We start from the raw sequence: 15,999 nt of genomic DNA, 5'->3' as shown, positions 1-15,999 counted from the left end.
TCCCACGAGCTGAAACGGGCCCGGAGGATGATAGCGGATGACGGCCCACATCAGGGCCGCGCGTCTTGCGATGGCGCCGGACGGTGCTCGGTGAAGAGCTCGTCCTCGTAGCACCAGGCCCACTCCTCACCCGGCTCGAAGGACTGGACGACGGGATGCGCCGACTGCTGGAAGTGCTTCGTCGCGTGCCGGTTGGGCGAGGAATCACAACATCCCACATGGCCACAACTCAGGCAGCGACGCAGGTGCACCCAGCTCGCTCCCATGGCCAGACATTCCTCGCAGCCTCGCGAGCGCGGAGGCGGGTCTCCGGCCTGTTGGATGTGCTCGCAAATCGGCTCCATGTGACACCTCCGTGTGACTGGGGCGACCCAGTGCCCTCCACAGCGTAGGCACTGGGGGCGGGGTCCTTCAGTGAGCACCAGCCAGGATGGCGAGCCACCGGAGGCACGTCCCCACCCCGCCGTGGCGGATGGCGTGCGCGGAGCCCCGGGTGCACGGTAGAGCCACATGGCCACCACCGCACCCGACACCCCCGTCGCCTATGACAGTCCCCGCGGCCGGGGCGTGCTGCTCGCCAGCGTGCTGGGCAGCGGCATGGCGTTCCTCGATTCCACCGCCGTCAACGTCGCCCTGCCCGCCATGGGCCGCGAACTCCACACGGGCCTGTCCGGCCTCCAATGGGCCGTGGACGCGTATCTGCTCACGCTCGGCTCCCTGGTGCTCACAGGGGGCGCGCTCGGCGACGCGAAGGGGCAGCGCCGCGTCTTCCTGCTGGGCATGCTCGTCTTCACCGTCACATCGGTGTTGTGCGGGATGGCGCCCAACACCTGGACGCTGGCCGCCTTCCGCGCGGCGCAGGGCGTGGGCGCCGCGCTGCTGGTGCCCGCGAGCCTCGCCTTGCTGCGCACGTCGTTCCCGCCTCAGGACCGGCAGCGCGCCGTGTCCGCCTGGGCCGGGCTGTCCGGCGTCACCACGGCCGTGGGGCCGCTGCTGGGCGGGTGGCTCGTGTACGCGGGCTCATGGCGCTTCGTCTTCTTCCTCAACGTGCCCCTGGCCGCGCTCACCGCCTGGGCGGCGCTGCGGTACGTGCCGGACATCGCGCCGAAGACAGGGGCGCGCGGGCTGGATGTCGCGGGCTCGGTGACGGCGGCGCTCGGGTTGGGTGGCCTCATCTACGCGCTCATCGAAGGCCCCGCCCATGGATGGCCCCTGGCGGCCAGCGTCGCCGCGGCCGGAGGCGCCGTCCTGCTGGCCGCGTTCTTCGTCCTGGAGGCGCGGCAGCGGGAGCCGATGCTGCCGCTCACCCTCTTCCACTCGCGCACGTTCTCCGGCGCGAACCTCACCACGCTCGTCGTGTACTTCGCGCTCGGAGGCGCCACCTTCCTGGTGGTGCTCGCCCTGCAGCAGCAGCTCGGCTATTCGGCGCTCGGCGCGGGCGCGGCGCTGCTCCCCATCACGCTGATGCTGCTCCTGTTCTCACCTTCGGTGGGGCGGCTCGCGGGGCACATCGGCGCACGTCCGTTGATGACGGCGGGGCCGCTGCTCGCGGGCGTGGGGCTGGCGCTCCTGACGCGCCTCCAGCGCGGAGGTGACTACGTCAGCACGGTGCTCCCCGGCATCGTGGTGCTGGGGCTGGGGCTGGCGCTCACCGTCGGTCCGCTCACGGCGGTGGTGCTCGGCGCCGTCGAGGACCGCCACGCGGGCATCGCCTCCGGCGTGAACAACGCCGTGGCCCGCATCGCCGGCTTGCTGGCGGTGGCGCTGCTGCCGCTGCTGGGCGGGCTCGCCGGCGACGCCAGCGTGGACTTCCTGGTGGGCACACGGCGCGCGCTCTGGGTGTCCGCTGGCCTGTGCGCCGTGGGAGCGCTGTGCTCGCTGCTCACGATTCCGCGCGAGGCCGGGCGGACGACCTCCACGCGACAGGAGCGCGGGACGGACGGGTCCTAGCGCTCCGCACGGGGCAAGGCGCCTGCCATGGCGCCGTTGCCCGCCGCTCAAGCAGAAGGCCCCCAGCCGAGCCAGCGCTAGCTCTTGTACTTCACCGAGCAGCCATAGGGCGTGGTGGTGCTGGCCGGGACCTGCTGGCCACCCACCACCGCGTCCACCGCCGTCTTCACGTGGTTGGTCGGCTTGGCGTTCTTGCCGCGCGGGTCATCGTCGATGGCGCCCGCGTAGCGGACAACGCCCTTCTCATCGATGACATACATGTGCGGCGTCGTCTTCGCGCCGTAGGACTTGCCCACCGTACCGCTCGCGTCCTGGAGCACCGGGTAGGGGAAGCCCTCATCCTTCTTCCACGCCGCGGACTTCTCCGACGTGTTGTGCGCGGTGGAGTCCACCGCCAGCCACACGACCTTCTTCGCGTCGAAGCCCTTCAGCGTGGTGGCCATCGTGTCGCTCTTGTAGTGCCGCTGAACGAAGGGGCACTCGGGGTTGGTCCACTCCAGGACCACGACCTTGCCCTTGTACTGCGCCAGCGTGTGCTCCTTGCCGGACTCGTCCTTCAGCGTGAAGGTCGGCGCGGGCTTGCCGACCTCCGCGTCGGCGAGGGCGGGCGCCCCCGTGAACAACGTGCCCAGCGCGAGTGCGGTGAAGACCTGCTTCATGGCGTTGCTCCAGCGTTTTGGGGACTGCGGGGAAGACAGCACGACGTCAGTGATTCGGGAAACCCGCGGCGCAGAGGACGTTCGCCCCGCTGCCCAGCTTCGAGGGTGCGCACTCCGCCGCGCGCTTCACGGCGTCCGCCACCACGCCCGGCGTGAGCAACTCCGGCAGCACCTCCGGCGTGTCGGGGGCCCCTGGGCTCAGCACCAGGTACATGGGCACACCGGCCCGGCCGTGCTCGGCCAGCTTGGTGGTGATGCTCGCGTCCCGGCGCGTCCAGTCCGCGATGAAGAAGGCCACCTGGTGCTTCGTGAAGGCGTCGCGCACCTCGTCGGTGGCCAGCACGGTGCGCTCGTTGAACTTGCAGGTGAGGCACCAGTCCGCCGTGAAGTCGATGAACACCGGCTGCCCCGCCGCCAGCGCCGCGTTCACCGCGTCCGAGCTCCACGGCCGCGCCTGCGCCACCGCGGACCCGAGCCGAGGCGCCGCCACGGGGTCCTCGTCCTCGAAGCGCAACGTCAGCAGGCCGGACGCCACCAGCACACCCGCGGCCACCGCCACGGTGGCCAGCTTGCGCACGCCGTCCTGCGCCTGCCCCTGGCCATACAGCCACGTGACGAGCCCCACCGCGACCAGGAACGCCAGGAGCCGCGCCATGCCGTCCACGCCGGCCAGCCCGCCCATCACCCACACCAGCCAGACGGTGGTGGCCAGCAGCGCGAAGCCCAGCACCTGCTTGAAGCGCTCCATCCACGCGCCCGGCCTGGGCAGCTTCTTCGCCAGCCCGGGCACCAGCACCAGCACGCAGAAGGGCAGCGCGAGCCCCAGGCCCAGCGCGGTGAAGACGGCCAGCACCGTCAGGGGGCCCGCCGCGAAGGCGAAGCCCACCGCGGTGCCCAGCAGCGGCGCCGAGCACGGCGTGGCCAGCACCACCGCCAGCACGCCCTCGCCAGCGCTGTGCATCAGGCCGTGGCTTTGGTCCACCTTGCCCGCCAGCGCCGTGCCGTCCAGGCCCACGTTGAAGACACCGAAGAGGTTGAGCGCGAAGGCCACCAGCACCGCGCACACGCCCGCGACGAAGAGCGGCTCCTGGAACTGGAAGCCCCAGCCCACGCTCGCCCCGCCCGCGCGCACGGCCAGCACGCCGCCGGCCAGCAGCAGCATGCTGCCGATGATGCCCCCCGCGTAGGCCGCCGCGTGCGCGCCGACGCGGCCCTGCTCCTGCTGCACCATGCGCGTGAAGCCGTAGGCCTTGAGCGCCAGCACGGGGAACACACATGGCATCAGGTTGAGCAGCGCGCCGCCGAAGAAGGCGAACACCAGCGCCAGCCCCAGGCCCATGGACGACTCGGCCGCGGGCGGCGGGGCGATGGCGGCGCCCACCGGCTTCACCGCCGCGATGCTGTCCTTCACCGACGGCGGCTTCACCGCGGCCGGCGTCCCCGCCGCGCCACCGGCCGCCACCATGGGGGCCAGCGGCGCCGTCACCTCGAGGTACTGGTAGCCCGTGGCCGCCGTGCCCAGCCGCAGCACGCCCGTCAGGCCCGGCGCAGACGCCTGCGCGTCCGGCTCCGCCTTGCCCTTGAGCTTGAAGCGGCCCGGACCGTCCGAGGCCAGCCCCACGCGCGCGACGCCGGGGATGCGGTCGGCGACGAAGAAGTCACCTTCCACCGCGGGCACCGCCGCGCCGCCCGGGGCCGTCAGGGTGAGGGTGCCCGTGAAATCCTGGCCCGCGGTGAGCTGGGGCGCATCCAGCGCCAGCGTCGCCGCGTGGCCGCTGTCCTGGGCGGGACGGGGCACCTTGGCCAGCTCGGCGTCGAGGACGGCCGCCGTCTCGGCGTCGCGCACCGTCTGGGGTCCCAGGGGAATGGAGCGCGTCAGCATCAGCTCCGCGGGGATGCAGTGCACCTCGCACACCAGCGCTTCCACGGCGGCGGACACCGTCACCGTGCCCGTGGCGGCCCCTTCCACGGCCCTGGCGTCGGCGACGAGGATGGCCTCACCGTCATAGCCATGGGTGGTGATGAAGCCGTCGGGCGTGCGGAACGTCTGAGGGAAGGGCCACTGCAACGGCCCCACGGTGACGCCGGGCGTGTCCCACGCGACTTCCGTCTCCAGGCCGGAGTCGCCCGGGTTCTTCCAGTAGACGTGCCAGCCCGGGTCCAACCGGAAGCGCACGCCCACGCGGAAGGTGTCTCCCGGCTTCACCTGGGTGGCGTCCACCAGGAGGGCGCCCTCGATGCGAGGGTCGCCTTCGTCCGGCGCGCTGGAGGCCACCGCCGACGCGGGCAGGTCCGCCCACGCGACGGCCGCCACCAGCAGCAGTCCGATTCCGCCAACACAGCCGAGCCTCTTGGACTGCCGATGCGTCATGCGATTCCCGTTAACCCAGAGGAGGCCGGCCCGCCAGCGGCAGTCACGTGCCTCCGAGCACAGTGAACCATCCGGGCAGGCGGGCATTCCCCTCGCATGACGCGCCACGCCCACTCCCAGGCGGACCACCCGGGCGGAGGGGGTTACAGCGTCACAGAGGCAACGTCATCACCCCACAGGGAGCAGCCGAGCGGGGGCGTCAGTCCTCGGTCTTCCAGGGCAGCAGCGCGGGCTCGGGCGCCGTGGGACCCACGCGGCTCATGGTGATGCGGGAGACCTCGGAGTGCGCGCGGCGCATCACCAGCGCGGGGAGCTTGTTGGCCCGGCGCTCCATCACCCGGCGCAGGTCCGCCAGCCGCTCCACGTGGCGCTGCGCGGGCACCTCCGCGGAGCCGAGCCGCGCGAGCTTGTAGAGGGCCACGTCGGCGGCCTCCAGCGCCCGCTCCGCGGCGTCCTGGTGACGGCGGCCCAGGGCCTTCCACGCGGCGGCTTCACTGGCGACCAGGTCCAGCTCGGCGGACACGGCGCGCACGAAGCGGCCCGCGTCGCTGTCGGGCAGCACGCGTGTCACCGGCACGCTGATGCGCCGCGTATCGCCGCGCTCGGAGTAGGACGTGGACACGCCCAGGTTCCACTCCGCCTCCCCCAACATGCCCGAGAAGAGGACCCGGCGCGGGAAGGCCTGGGAGATGGCGCCCAGGGTGGCGCTCATGGCGTCGCCCTCCACGCGCGAGGGGTAGCGGTGGCGGCAGCGGACGTCGGCGAAGCCCGTGGGCAGCACGTGCACGCGCGCGTCGGAGACGACCTCACCGAAGAGCTCGGCGCCCAGCTGGCCCACGGCCATGGGCAACCCTTCCGGGTCATCCACGTGCACGAAGCCGGTGCCGGAGGGGCTGGTGAGGGCCTCCAGGACGTCGGGCAGGTAATGGCGGCCCAACCCCAGCGCGTGGAGCATGACGCCGGACTCGGCGATGCGGGCGCCCTGGGTCTTGAACTCGGCGAGCTGCGACGGGCCCACGGAGGGCTCGCCGTCGGTGAGCATCAGCACCTGGGGCCGGGCGCCGGGCACGAGCACGCGGCGGGCGGCCTCCGAGGCACGCTCCACGGCCTCGTGGAGGGCGGTCCCCTCGCCGGACTCCAGGCGCGCGAGCACCTTGAGGAGCTGCGCCCGGGCGCTGGCGTCCATGGCGCGCATGGGGAGCACCTGCTCGGGCTCGGCGTCGAAGGTGAGCAGGCCCAGGTAGTCACGCGGGCTGGCGCGCTCGACGAGCGCCTGGGCGGCCTGCACGGCGGCGAGCAGCGGCACGCCCCGCATGGAGGCGCTGCGATCCAAGGCCAGGTTGATGGCCACGGGGGCGCGGGGGGCATCGGCGTCGGCTTCCAAGGTCACGAGGAGGAGCACCTCGCGGCCCTGTTCGGCGTCACGCTCCACTGCCCAGGCCGTCTGCTTCATACGTACTCCCCCGTGGTCGCACGAGGCATTGTGCCGCGAATCAATCTGCGGGAGCGGACTGCCCCCGATGCCGGAAGTCTCATGGGCCACAACGCACGGGAGCGGGGGACGCTCGCGAGCAGGCTGCAGGGTCTGAGAATGTCGGGAGTCGTGCTTTGGAGCAAGGGGGCCCGGGGGCTCACCCTGAGGGAGCCGCCACGCGGGCATCGGTTGCCCCGGTTACCGCTGGTGCCCCCGCGCGTCCACCGGCCGCGGGGGCCGCGAATTACTCGGCCGCAGCCCAGCCGCCCCACGACTCCTCGGCGTAGCCCCAGCGGCGGCCGGGCGCGCCCTCGTCGGCCCCCGAGGCCTCCGCGTCAGCGTCCTGCCGCGGATCCACATAAGGCAAACCTTCATCGTCCATGTACGTGGTGTCGTCGTGAACCATTGTCGGCTCCCCTGCAGCTTCGGTCGACCCGGGCTCACCCCATGCGAGACCCGCTCCAACAAGCGTTGACCGATTTACCGAACATGTTGAGGATGTCGCCCCGCGTTGTAAAGCCCTTGGGGTCTCAAAGTTCTGGGGCTCGTGTAGACCGTCTGCCTACCTGCCTGCTCTCCAGCAAGGCGTGCTCGTATTTACAGCCAGTTACGAACCGTCAAGCGTCGGACAGTGCCCGTGACAATCGCACAAGGTAAGCCCTGGGTCCGAGCGAGGGAATCCCACAGCGGTTGACTCTCAGGTATTTTCAAGGAGGCCCTGGCCGCCGTCCGCCCCTGGTAAATCCGTGCGATGGCCGCTCACTCCCCGGCGGACCCAGGCCGCGTTCTCCAATGAAGGACACGTGGGGCAGCAGGGCGCTTGATTCGCGAATCACCCCTGTTAGGGTTGAAGCGCACTCAAGAATTGCCGCGACGCGGCAGCCCGGGCCCATCCGCCGCGCCCCAGAGGTCCTCAGAGTCCCATGAGTCCCATCATCACCGGCCTGTTGCTAGCCCTCGCCGTTCCCATCTTCGTGATGACCATGTCCGGTCGCGTGGGCGTCCTGCTCGCGATGAAGAAGGAGAACCGGCTCGACAACATCCCCTTCCGCGTGGCGCAACTGGTGCGCTTCGGCCTTGGCCAGAAGCGACTGGTGGATCCGGAGGAGTTCACGCCGGGCCTGTTCCACGTGCTCATCTACGCGGCCTTCATGGTGCTGGCCCTGCGCACCGTCATGCTCTTCGCCATGGGGTTTTCGACCACGGCGCTGGAGGTGCTGACGGACCTGGGCCACCCCTTCTGGGCGGATCAGTCCGCGCTGCTCTTCCTCTACAAGGCCTACCTGCTGGCCAAGGACGTGGTCGCCGCGCTGGCCCTGCTGGGCGTGGCCTACTACATCTGGGTCCGCTGGAAGGTGAAGCCGGACCGCCTGACGCCGTCGTGGGAGGCGTACCTCATCCTGTGCTTCATCGGCGGGCTGATGATTTCCGAGTTCCTGTTCGGCGGCAGCCACATGGTGGCCGCGCACGCCGCGCAGACGCAGATGGGCGCCACGCAGGTGCCGGAGTCCGCCGCCGCGCTGGTGTGGTGGGAGCCGTTCACCAGCCTGACGGGCCTGGCCATGATGCCACTGGGCGCCACCGCCGCGCACGTGCTGGGCGTGGCCGGCTTCTGGGTCCACCTGGTCATCATCCTGGCGTTCCTGAACTTCCTGCCGCGCGGCAAGCACTTCCACATCATCACCGGCCTGCCCACCGTCTTCTTCCAGCGCACGCACTCCACCGGCAAGCTGCCCACGCCGGACCTGGAGAAGGAGGAGTTCGGCACGGCCACGGTGAAGGACCTGACGTGGAAGCAGGGCATGGACCTCTACTCCTGTACGGAGTGTGGCCGCTGCCAGACGCACTGTCCGACGTACATCACCGGCAAGCCGCTGACCCACAAGGGCGTCAACCAGGACCTGAAGCATTGGATCTGGGACAACGAGCAGTGGGTGGAGGAAGGCTACGGCCCCAACAAGGTGAAGGAGCCGCTGCCCGAAATCGTCGGCAGCGCGCTGTCCGCGGAGACGGTGTGGGCGTGCACGAGCTGCGGCTGGTGCGAGCAGGCCTGCCCGGTGTTCATCGAGAACGTGCCGCGCCTCATCGACATGCGCCGCTACCAGGTGCAGGTGAAGGCGGAGTTCCCGCCCGAAATCCAGCGCGTGTTCGAGGGCATCGAGCGCCAGGGCAACCCCTGGGGCCTGGGCCAGGACCGGCGCGACGAGTGGGCGGAGGACCTGGCGCTGCCCACGTGGGGTGACGACGGCGGCCCCTACGAGTACCTCTTCTTCGTGGGCTGCGCGGGCAGCTACGACGACAAGCAGAAGAAGGTCAGCCGCGCGCTGGTGAAGATTCTGCGCGAGGCGGGCGTGAGCTTCGCCACGCTGTCGAAGCAGGAGATGTGCAACGGCGACTCCGCGCGCCGCATGGGCAACGAGTACCTGTTCCAGACGATGGCGAAGACGAACATCGAGTCGTGGAACTCGATGGGCGTGAAGGCCGTCATCACCCAGTGCCCGCACTGCTTCAACACCATCAAGAACGAGTACCCGGAGTTCGGCGGCGAGTACCGCGTCATCAACCACACGCAGCTCATCAACGAGCTGCTGAAGGAGAAGCGCATCCGGCTCTCCGCGGTGATGAACAGCAAGCTCACCTACCACGACCCCTGCTACCTGGGCCGCCACAACGGCGTCTATGACGCCCCCCGCGAGGTGCTCAACGCCATCCCCGGGCTCGAGGTGGTGGAGATGCAGCGCAGCAAGCGCGAGGGCTTCTGCTGCGGCGCCGGCGGCGGTCGCATGTGGATGGAGGAGCACATTGGCACGCGCATCAACCACAACCGGTTGAACGAGGCCGCGCTGACGCTGAAGCACGCCGAGGACCCGAACACGCCCTACCCCAACGCCGCGGACAAGAAGAAGCCGGGCCAGGTGGGCGACTACAAGGAGCAGGGCGGCAGCGGCATCGTCGCGGTGGCGTGCCCGTTCTGCTCCACGATGCTCTCCGACGCGGTGAACGACACCGGCCGCGAGGGGAACATCAAAATCAAGGACATCACCGAGCTGGTGGCCGACGCGCTGGAGACCAAGAGCGGCGCGGTGGGCACCGTGGCCCCCAGCGCCACGGTGAGCGCCAAGCCGGAGTAGTGCCAGCGCGGCGGGCCCGCTGAAGGGCCCGCCCGCTTCGCTTCACCCGAGGGCCCGGAGGCTTCCACCGTGAAGCCCCGGGCCTTCGCCGTTTCTAGGGCTTGCGCTGCTTCTCCGAGCGCAGGACGCGCGCCAGCCGCTGGGTGGCGCCGTCGTCGCCCAGCTTGCCGGAGACATACGCCCCCGCGGAGGCGAGCTTGCGGCGGAAGCTGTTGTCCGGCGGAGGCGGTGCGTCCAGGCGCAAGTCGGTGATGCCCAGGCCGGAGAGCAGCGTGCGGGCCAGGTCCTGGTCATCCGCGCGCGCGTGGGGCATCAGCCACTGGCAGACCTCGGTGTGCCCGTGCGCGGCGGCCATGATGAGCGCGGACTCGCCGATGCGGTCCGTCAGCTCGGGGTCGGCCCCCGCATCCAGGAGGCGCTGCACCAGGTCCGCCCGTCCCGCCCGGGCCGCGGCCATCAGCGGCGTGCGGCCCTCCTCGTCGAAGGGGTTGGGGTCCGCTCCCTCGGACAGGTGGGACTCCACGGCGTCACGGTCACCCGCAAGCACGGCATCGAAGAGGGACATCGTCAGACCTCCGCGCGGCAGCATCGCGCCTCGCGCGCTGGGACGCCAGTTGCCCCCGGACGCACGTCGCCTTACGCCCGGAGGGTCAGTTGATTTCGACCGTGCCACCCTTGATGCGGTGGGGGCCGGAGGCGCGCGACTCCAGGGAGGTGCCCTTCACGATGACCTTGCCGTTGCGGCGCAAGGTGATGCTGGCCTCGCCGCACTTGAGGACGACTTCGTCCTGGCCCTCGATGACGACGCGCTTGCCGTCGACATGGGCCTCCGTGGGCCGCGGCGCGGCCTCCGGGGGGGGCGACTCCAGCAACGCGTCCAGCAGCGGCGTCGCGCTGGGCTCCTGGATGAGTCCCATGACGAAGGGCAGACGCGGGTCTCCGTTCTCGAAGAGGAGCACCACCTTCTGCCGCTGGGCGACGGCGGCCTGGAGCGCCTTCAGGTCCACGACAACGGCGAGCCGCGCGGCCACCGGCCCCGAGGTGTTGCCCGGGAAGTCCACGAGCACCGCGCCACTGGCATCAACGCCCACCAGGTTGCCGGCCCGGCTCCCCAGGATGGGCTCCTGGGACGGCGCGCCAGAGGCAAGGGACTTGCTGTCGGGTGACACGCTCATGCCGGCATCTCCATGCGTCAGGCTACCGCAGGCGCCCCCACGGCGCGAATCAGGCCCGAAGCGCCGCCTCTCGGATGCCCGGCGGGCGGCGCTGGCGCCTCGCCACCGGGCCCGAGGTCAGCCGCTCCGGGTCAAATCGGCCCGTAGGACGGCTCCGTGGCGCTGGGCACCGCCAGCGACACCGCGCCCGAGCTGAGGTTCGCGCGGTAGATGCCCGGGTCGCTCCCGCCAGCGCTGATGAGGAAGCCCAACTGGCTGGCGCCCGTCCAGCTCGGCCACGACTCCTCCGAGCCCACCCCGCCGCTGGTGACACGCTGGAGCGCCCCCACGTTCGAGCCCGACAGCTGCCCCACGAAGATGCGCGTGCCCCCGGAGGACAGGCGCCCATCCAGCGCCACCTGGGAGCCGTTCGGAGACACCGCCACGCGGTTCTCCACGAACTGCACGCCCGCGCTCAGGGAGGAGTAGGTGATGGTGCCCCCGTTGAGCGGCACGTGCGCGAGCTGGTCGAGCTGGTTCAGGCCGCTGCCCGCGCCCGCCAGCACCGCGCTCCCGTTGGGCACGAAGGACGGCGCGCCGTAGGCGATGACGTTGTTGGGCGTGAGTTCCTGGAAGCCGCTGCCGTCCGTGTTGATGCGCGCCAGCGCCGTCTGGGAGCTGTTGCCGGGCGAGAAGACGAAGACGACGCTGCGCCCGTCCGGGCTGAAGGTGGGCGTGCGGAAGTTGGCGCAGCCGCGCGCGCACGCCGAGTCATTCGCCCGGAACAGCGTGGACGGCGTGCCGCCCGAGGTGGGCACCGTCAGCAGCGAGGTGGCGCTCCCGCTGCGCTGGACGAACACCACGCTGCGGCCGTCCCGCGACACCGAAGGCCAGTAGGCGCCGCCCACGTTGGTCAGCCGCTGCGGGCTGTTGGCGTCGCCGCTGTCGTCCACCACGAAGACGTTGCGGTCGTCCTCGCGCACGAAGGCGAAGCCGCGGGTGAAGAGGGCGTCCCCGATGCCGCCGCCGCCACCGTCGTCCAGGGGCTCGCAGCCCCCCAGCATCCCCACCGCCAATACCGCTCCGAGGAACCTTTGCTTGCCCGTCATCGTCGTCACTCCGCTTCCCGGCCGATAGAGAGCCCCGTACTACAGAGCGCACCGGGACTGACGTCAACGCGCCACGGATGATTCAACGCACCGTCAAGGTCAGCGGTTGAGCTTCTGGAGCTCGTTGCGGCACAGGTTGCAGAGCGACAGTTGCTTGCGGTCGCAATCCTGCGGCGTCTGCGCGAAGAACATCACGCACCGCGGGTCCTCGCAGTAGGACAACCCGAGCAGGTGTCCCGCCTGGTGCACCACCTCCACCTGCGCGCGGCGCCGCAGCGTATCGCTGGCGGCGCCCTGGGCCAGGCGGTGGAGGCTCATCACCGCCGTCTTCGATTCGCGGTCCGCTTCCCCGAAGACGAAGGGTGAGTCCGGGACGAAGAGGTCCACGTCGGAGATGCCCAACACGGCGAACTGACCGGGCTCCAGCATGGGCGTCAGCCGCCGCATGATGGCGTTGCAGTGGTACTGGCCGCGGTCCTTGTTGAAGGCGTAGGCGGGCGTCGTCAAGACCGCCTTCGACACCACGGCCGCGACACCCATTTGCGCCGCCAGAGGGTCCTGCAAGTCCCTCAACAGCGAGACAGGCGGGCTACCCACGGAGACCAGAAGGAGTGTCTTCTGCGGCATCGGCCCACCGTCCTTCATGCACGGGGCGGACGCATGGCTACCGCGTCCCCCCGGAGCGGAGTGGCTGGGGCGCAAGGATTCGAACCTTGATACTCAGAGTCAAAGTCTGATGTCCTGCCATTAGACGACGCCCCAGCAGGTTCTCACGTGTACTTCTGGTGTCCGAGTGTACGGCATCCCGACGGGTGCGGGGAACTCCCCTGAAGCGGTTCCCTGCAATGTCAGCCACTGGACCCCTCGCCCGGGCCCCGAGGGCCGCCGGAGCCGGGCGCATTGTCGCTCTCTCTTTACACCTGGAGTAAAGCCGCCCCCGGATTCTGGCCAGGGGCGGCCTCTCCTGGGTCAGCCCTTGAGGACGGCGAGCGGCGTGAGGCGCAGGAGCGGCCGGACGAGGTCGGCCTCGTCCTCCAGCACCTCGGTGATGTCGCGGTAGGCGGCGGGGGCCTCCTCCACCAGCGCGGCGATGCGCCCCTTGTCGTACACCACGCGCCGCAGCACGTGCTCCAGCGCCGCCGGACGGATGCGCGCCCGGGACGGCAGGACGCGGGCAGACCTGACAGCCAGCCACCCCTCGGGCCCAGGCCCTGTGTCCGATGTCGACGGGTGACCACCCTCACTTTCCAGCAGCGGACGTGCGTCTCAACGTGGCCGTGGGCCTGGCCCGCCGTCGCGCTACGCAGTGGGCACGAGGTGAAGGCACATGGCGGAAGCGTTCGACGTGGTGGTGATTGGGGCGGGCCCCGCGGGGGAGGTCGCCGGTGCGCGTGCCGCCGAGGCCGGGCTGTCGGTGGCGCTGGTGGAGCATGAGCTGCTCGGCGGCGAGTGCTCGTACTGGGCCTGCATTCCCAGCAAGGCCTTGCTGCGCCCGGGGGAAGTCCGGTGGCTGGCGGAGCATGCCGCCGGCATCCGCGAGAAGCTCCCGGCGGGCATCGACGCGCGCGCGGTGCTGGACCACCGGGATTCGATGGTCAGCCACTACCAGGACGACTCCCAGGTGAAGTGGGCCGAGGACGCGAAGCTGAAGGTGGTGCGGGGCACCGGCAAGCTCACCGGCCCGCGCAAGGTGCGCGTGGAGCGCAAGGACGGCGCCGTGCGGGAGCTGGAGGCCCGCAAGGCCGTGGTGCTGGCCACCGGCAGCCGGCCTCGCATCCCGGACATCCCGGGGCTGAAGGACGCCCAGCCCTGGGACAACCGCCAGGGCACCGCGGCCAGACAGGTGCCCAAGCGGCTGGTGGTGCTGGGCGGCGGCGCCGTCGCGGTGGAGCTGGCCCAGGCGTGGCGCTCCCTGGGCTCCGAGGTGACGCTGGTGCAGCGCGGAAAGGGCCTGCTGTCCCGCGCGGAGCCCTTCGCCGGAGCGCAGGTGGCCCAGGCGCTGCGGGACTCCGGCGCGCGCGTGCTGCTGGGGATGACCGTGACGCGCGTCCAGCGGCCCGGCGGCAAGGGCGAGGCGACGGTGACGCTGTCCAATGGCGAGCAGGTCGTCGCGGACGAAATCCTGGTGGCCATGGGCCGCGTGCCTCGCACGGAAGGAATCGGGCTGGAGACGGTGGGGCTCGAGGGCGGCAAGCCGGTGGAGGTGGATGACCAGCTCCGCGCGAAGGGCGTGGACGGCGGCTGGCTCTACGCGTGCGGCGACATCAATGGCCGCAACCTCCTCACCCACATGGGCAAGTACCAGGCCCGCATGGTGGGCGACGTCATCGCGGGCAAGCAGGCGAGGGCCTGGGCGGACGCGAAGGCCACTCCGCAAGTTGTCTTCACCCACCCGCAGGTGGCCAGCGTGGGCCTCACCGAGGCCAAGGCGCGCGAGGCCGGGCTGCCGGTGCGCACGGTGGAGAAGCAGCTCCAGGACGTGTCCGGCACGTCGCTTTTGGGCAAGGGCCTCACCGGCACCGTGAAGTGGGTGGTGGACGAGCAGCGCCGGGTGCTGGTGGGCGCCACGTTCACCGGGCCGGAGGTGGGGGAGATGCTCCACGCGGCCACCATCGCCGTGGCGGGGGAGGTGCCGCTCGATACGTTGTGGCACGCGGTGCCGTCGTTCCCCACCATGAGCGAGGTGTGGTTGAAGCTGCTGGAAGCGTACGGCCTGTAGCGCGCCGGCCCCTCCGTTGCGTGTGCGGGGGCGGGCGTGGAATGGTGCCGCTGCCCACCCCACCCCTCCCTACTGATGACCGCCGTCGACCCGGGGCCCCCCGGCTCCGAATCCCCCCCACCGGCCGAGGGTGAGGGGACATCTCCTGGAGTAGGTGCGCCCTGGGCGCGCTGGGCCTGGTGGCTCGTGCTTACCGTGCTGGCCGTGGCCGCCATCGCCGTGGGCCAGCATCCCCGCCGGGGCGTGGACTTCCGCGTCTACCTCATGGCGGCGGAGCGCTTCTGGGAGGCCTCGGACATCTACCGCCTGTCCGACGGCCACATGCCGTTCAAGTACGCGCCCATCACCGCGCCCCTCTTCCTCCCCTTCACGCTGCTCCCCGCGCGCGCCGCCGTGGCCCTGTGGAACCTGGGCTCCATCGCCGCGCTCGCCGCCGTGGCCCGCCTCACCATGCGCGCCACGCCTTCGTCGGGGGAAGCCACGCCCTGGGCCTGGGCGCCCGCGCTGACGACGCTGGCCCTGCTGCCGTCCTTCACCTTCGAGCTGTTCTACGGCCAGGTGGACGCCGTCATCCTGCTGCTCGTCCTCCTGTCCACGCTCGGCGCCGAACGCGGACAGGTGTGGCGCCCCGGCATCGCCTTCGCCGTCGCCTTCCTGCTCAAGCCGCCCGCCGCCCTCGTCGGCCTCTTCTTCCTGTGGCGCCGGCACTGGCGCGTCATCGGCGCCACCGCCGTGGTGGGACTGCTGCTCACCCTGCCCACGCTCGCCCGCTACGGCTGGGACGGCACGCTGGCGCAGTTCCAGCTCTGGAGCGACACGTTGGCGCGCACCACGCCGCCCTGGGCGCTCCAGGCCAACACCCAGGGCCTGCCCACCGTGCTGCTGGCGCTGGTGTACCCGCCCGACACCGTGGTGCCCCCCGGTGACATGTCGCTGGCGCAGGCCGTGGCCATGGTCCTCTTCGTCGCCGCCGTCGTGTGGGCAAGACCCGGGCCAGCGGACCTCATCGCCGTGTGTTGCCTGGGCGTCACCCTGTTGTCACCGCTGGCGTGGCGCGCGAACTACGTGCTGGCCTGGCCGTTGATCCGCGCCGCGGTGGAGAGCCGCCACCGGCCCAACCTGGTGCTGGTGGCGCTCATCGCCCTCACGGGGCTCCTGGTCTCTGACTCGGGGCTGGGCGCGGAGTGGAGCCGCCACGTCCTCCTGTGGCGCCCCTTCGCGCTCGTCTACACGGCGCTGCTGATCGCCCTGCTGTCGCAGATGCGCCGCGTGGGCGCACCGCGCGCGGTGGTGGACGCAGACGCCGTGTCACGCCTGCCACGTTGCTTTGGTGGCGGGCTCGCGCCGTGACGCTTCCGTCAAATTGATGGAAGCAAAGTGTCACGGGCCCCGGACAGGCCCGACACATGGCGTCGCTATATGCGCGTCCAGT

13 protein-coding genes, 1 tRNA gene and 1 pseudogene are annotated in these 15,999 nt (G+C 71.0%); 4 read left to right on the top strand and 11 right to left on the bottom strand.

Going from position 1 to position 15,999, the window contains the following annotated elements; all coding sequences use genetic code 11:
* Window positions 1–50 precede the first annotated feature (50 nt).
* On the bottom strand, window positions 51–344 hold the full coding sequence (locus KGD87_RS28225; RefSeq protein ID WP_284664035.1) for a UBP-type zinc finger domain-containing protein: 294 nt from the start codon (window positions 342–344) through the stop codon (window positions 51–53).
* A 166-nt stretch (window positions 345–510) separates the two neighbouring features.
* On the opposite strand from KGD87_RS28225, the gene KGD87_RS28220 reads away from it, so the two are divergent.
* The gene (locus KGD87_RS28220) at window positions 511–1,950 is read left to right on the top strand and encodes an MFS transporter (RefSeq protein WP_284664033.1); all 1,440 of its coding nucleotides are present in this window, start codon (window positions 511–513) and stop codon (window positions 1,948–1,950) included.
* A gap of 77 nt (window positions 1,951–2,027) precedes the next feature.
* Here the strand turns inward: KGD87_RS28220 and KGD87_RS28215 are convergent, their stop codons facing one another.
* The 4 genes from KGD87_RS28215 to KGD87_RS28200 form a co-directional block, all read right to left on the bottom strand.
* A complete protein-coding gene (locus KGD87_RS28215; RefSeq protein ID WP_284664031.1) occupies window positions 2,028–2,609 on the bottom strand; it encodes a thioredoxin family protein in 582 nt (193 codons plus the stop codon).
* A gap of 46 nt (window positions 2,610–2,655) precedes the next feature.
* The gene (locus tag KGD87_RS28210) at window positions 2,656–4,980 is read right to left on the bottom strand and encodes a protein-disulfide reductase DsbD family protein (protein WP_284664029.1); all 2,325 of its coding nucleotides are present in this window, start codon (window positions 4,978–4,980) and stop codon (window positions 2,656–2,658) included.
* Window positions 4,981–5,179: 199 nt separating this feature from the next.
* Complete coding sequence (locus KGD87_RS28205) at window positions 5,180–6,433, bottom strand: vWA domain-containing protein (protein ID WP_284664028.1); 1,254 nt, start codon at window positions 6,431–6,433, stop codon at window positions 5,180–5,182.
* A 265-nt stretch (window positions 6,434–6,698) separates the two neighbouring features.
* Window positions 6,699–6,860 carry a hypothetical protein gene (locus tag KGD87_RS28200; RefSeq protein WP_284664027.1) on the bottom strand — a complete coding sequence of 54 codons (162 nt, stop codon included), beginning with the start codon at window positions 6,858–6,860 and terminating at the stop codon, window positions 6,699–6,701.
* Window positions 6,861–7,377: 517 nt separating this feature from the next.
* Here KGD87_RS28200 and KGD87_RS28195 point away from each other — a divergent pair.
* Window positions 7,378–9,585: a (Fe-S)-binding protein gene (locus KGD87_RS28195; RefSeq protein ID WP_284664025.1), complete on the top strand. Its 2,208-nt coding sequence runs from the start codon at window positions 7,378–7,380 to the stop codon at window positions 9,583–9,585.
* Between the two features lie 94 nt (window positions 9,586–9,679).
* On the opposite strand, the gene KGD87_RS28190 is transcribed toward KGD87_RS28195, so the two are convergent.
* The 6 genes and pseudogenes from KGD87_RS28190 to KGD87_RS28165 all read right to left on the bottom strand — a co-directional run.
* A complete protein-coding gene (locus KGD87_RS28190) occupies window positions 9,680–10,150 on the bottom strand; it encodes an ankyrin repeat domain-containing protein (protein ID WP_284664023.1) in 471 nt (156 codons plus the stop codon).
* A gap of 85 nt (window positions 10,151–10,235) precedes the next feature.
* The gene (locus KGD87_RS28185) at window positions 10,236–10,760 is read right to left on the bottom strand and encodes a DUF6484 domain-containing protein (protein ID WP_284664021.1); all 525 of its coding nucleotides are present in this window, start codon (window positions 10,758–10,760) and stop codon (window positions 10,236–10,238) included.
* Between the two features lie 131 nt (window positions 10,761–10,891).
* Window positions 10,892–11,857 carry a TolB family protein gene (locus KGD87_RS28180; protein WP_284664020.1) on the bottom strand — a complete coding sequence of 322 codons (966 nt, stop codon included), beginning with the start codon at window positions 11,855–11,857 and terminating at the stop codon, window positions 10,892–10,894.
* A gap of 90 nt (window positions 11,858–11,947) precedes the next feature.
* On the bottom strand, window positions 11,948–12,475 hold the full coding sequence (locus KGD87_RS28175; RefSeq protein ID WP_284664018.1) for a non-proteolytic archaemetzincin-like protein: 528 nt from the start codon (window positions 12,473–12,475) through the stop codon (window positions 11,948–11,950).
* A gap of 61 nt (window positions 12,476–12,536) precedes the next feature.
* Window positions 12,537–12,610, bottom strand: a tRNA-Gln gene (locus KGD87_RS28170).
* Between the two features lie 207 nt (window positions 12,611–12,817).
* A pseudogene (locus KGD87_RS28165) lies at window positions 12,818–13,009 on the bottom strand (RtcB family protein); the annotation flags it as partial.
* Between the two features lie 166 nt (window positions 13,010–13,175).
* Between KGD87_RS28165 and KGD87_RS28160 the strand changes: the two are divergent.
* Window positions 13,176–14,567: a dihydrolipoyl dehydrogenase family protein gene (locus KGD87_RS28160; protein WP_284664016.1), complete on the top strand. Its 1,392-nt coding sequence runs from the start codon at window positions 13,176–13,178 to the stop codon at window positions 14,565–14,567.
* Between the two features lie 186 nt (window positions 14,568–14,753).
* Window positions 14,754–15,917 (top strand): glycosyltransferase family 87 protein, encoded by a 1,164-nt coding sequence (locus KGD87_RS28155; protein ID WP_284664015.1) that lies wholly within the window; start codon window positions 14,754–14,756, stop codon window positions 15,915–15,917.
* The last annotated feature ends 82 nt before the right edge of the window (window positions 15,918–15,999 follow it).

Source organism: Myxococcus sp. SDU36, from assembly GCF_030168875.1.
Lineage (GTDB): Bacteria > Myxococcota > Myxococcia > Myxococcales > Myxococcaceae > Myxococcus > Myxococcus vastator.
Note: the sequence above shows the minus strand (reverse complement) of the source record. Positions and strands in the feature narration are given on the sequence as shown.

Excerpts from the sequence above, each read along its gene's own strand:
- KGD87_RS28210 (WP_284664029.1), bottom strand. The coding sequence starts at position 4,980 with ATGACGCATCGGCAGTCCAAGAGGCTCGGCTGTGTTGGCGGAATCGGA.
- KGD87_RS28205 (WP_284664028.1), bottom strand. The coding sequence starts at position 6,433 with ATGAAGCAGACGGCCTGGGCAGTGGAGCGTGACGCCGAACAGGGCCGC.
- KGD87_RS28215 (WP_284664031.1), bottom strand. The coding sequence starts at position 2,609 with ATGAAGCAGGTCTTCACCGCACTCGCGCTGGGCACGTTGTTCACGGGG.
- KGD87_RS28225 (WP_284664035.1), bottom strand. The coding sequence starts at position 344 with ATGGAGCCGATTTGCGAGCACATCCAACAGGCCGGAGACCCGCCTCCG.
- KGD87_RS28195 (WP_284664025.1), top strand. The coding sequence starts at position 7,378 with ATGAGTCCCATCATCACCGGCCTGTTGCTAGCCCTCGCCGTTCCCATC.
- KGD87_RS28200 (WP_284664027.1), bottom strand. The coding sequence starts at position 6,860 with ATGGTTCACGACGACACCACGTACATGGACGATGAAGGTTTGCCTTAT.
- KGD87_RS28220 (WP_284664033.1), top strand. The coding sequence starts at position 511 with ATGGCCACCACCGCACCCGACACCCCCGTCGCCTATGACAGTCCCCGC.
- KGD87_RS28175 (WP_284664018.1), bottom strand. The coding sequence starts at position 12,475 with ATGCCGCAGAAGACACTCCTTCTGGTCTCCGTGGGTAGCCCGCCTGTC.
- KGD87_RS28185 (WP_284664021.1), bottom strand. The coding sequence starts at position 10,760 with ATGAGCGTGTCACCCGACAGCAAGTCCCTTGCCTCTGGCGCGCCGTCC.
- KGD87_RS28160 (WP_284664016.1), top strand. The coding sequence starts at position 13,176 with ATGGCGGAAGCGTTCGACGTGGTGGTGATTGGGGCGGGCCCCGCGGGG.
- KGD87_RS28190 (WP_284664023.1), bottom strand. The coding sequence starts at position 10,150 with ATGTCCCTCTTCGATGCCGTGCTTGCGGGTGACCGTGACGCCGTGGAG.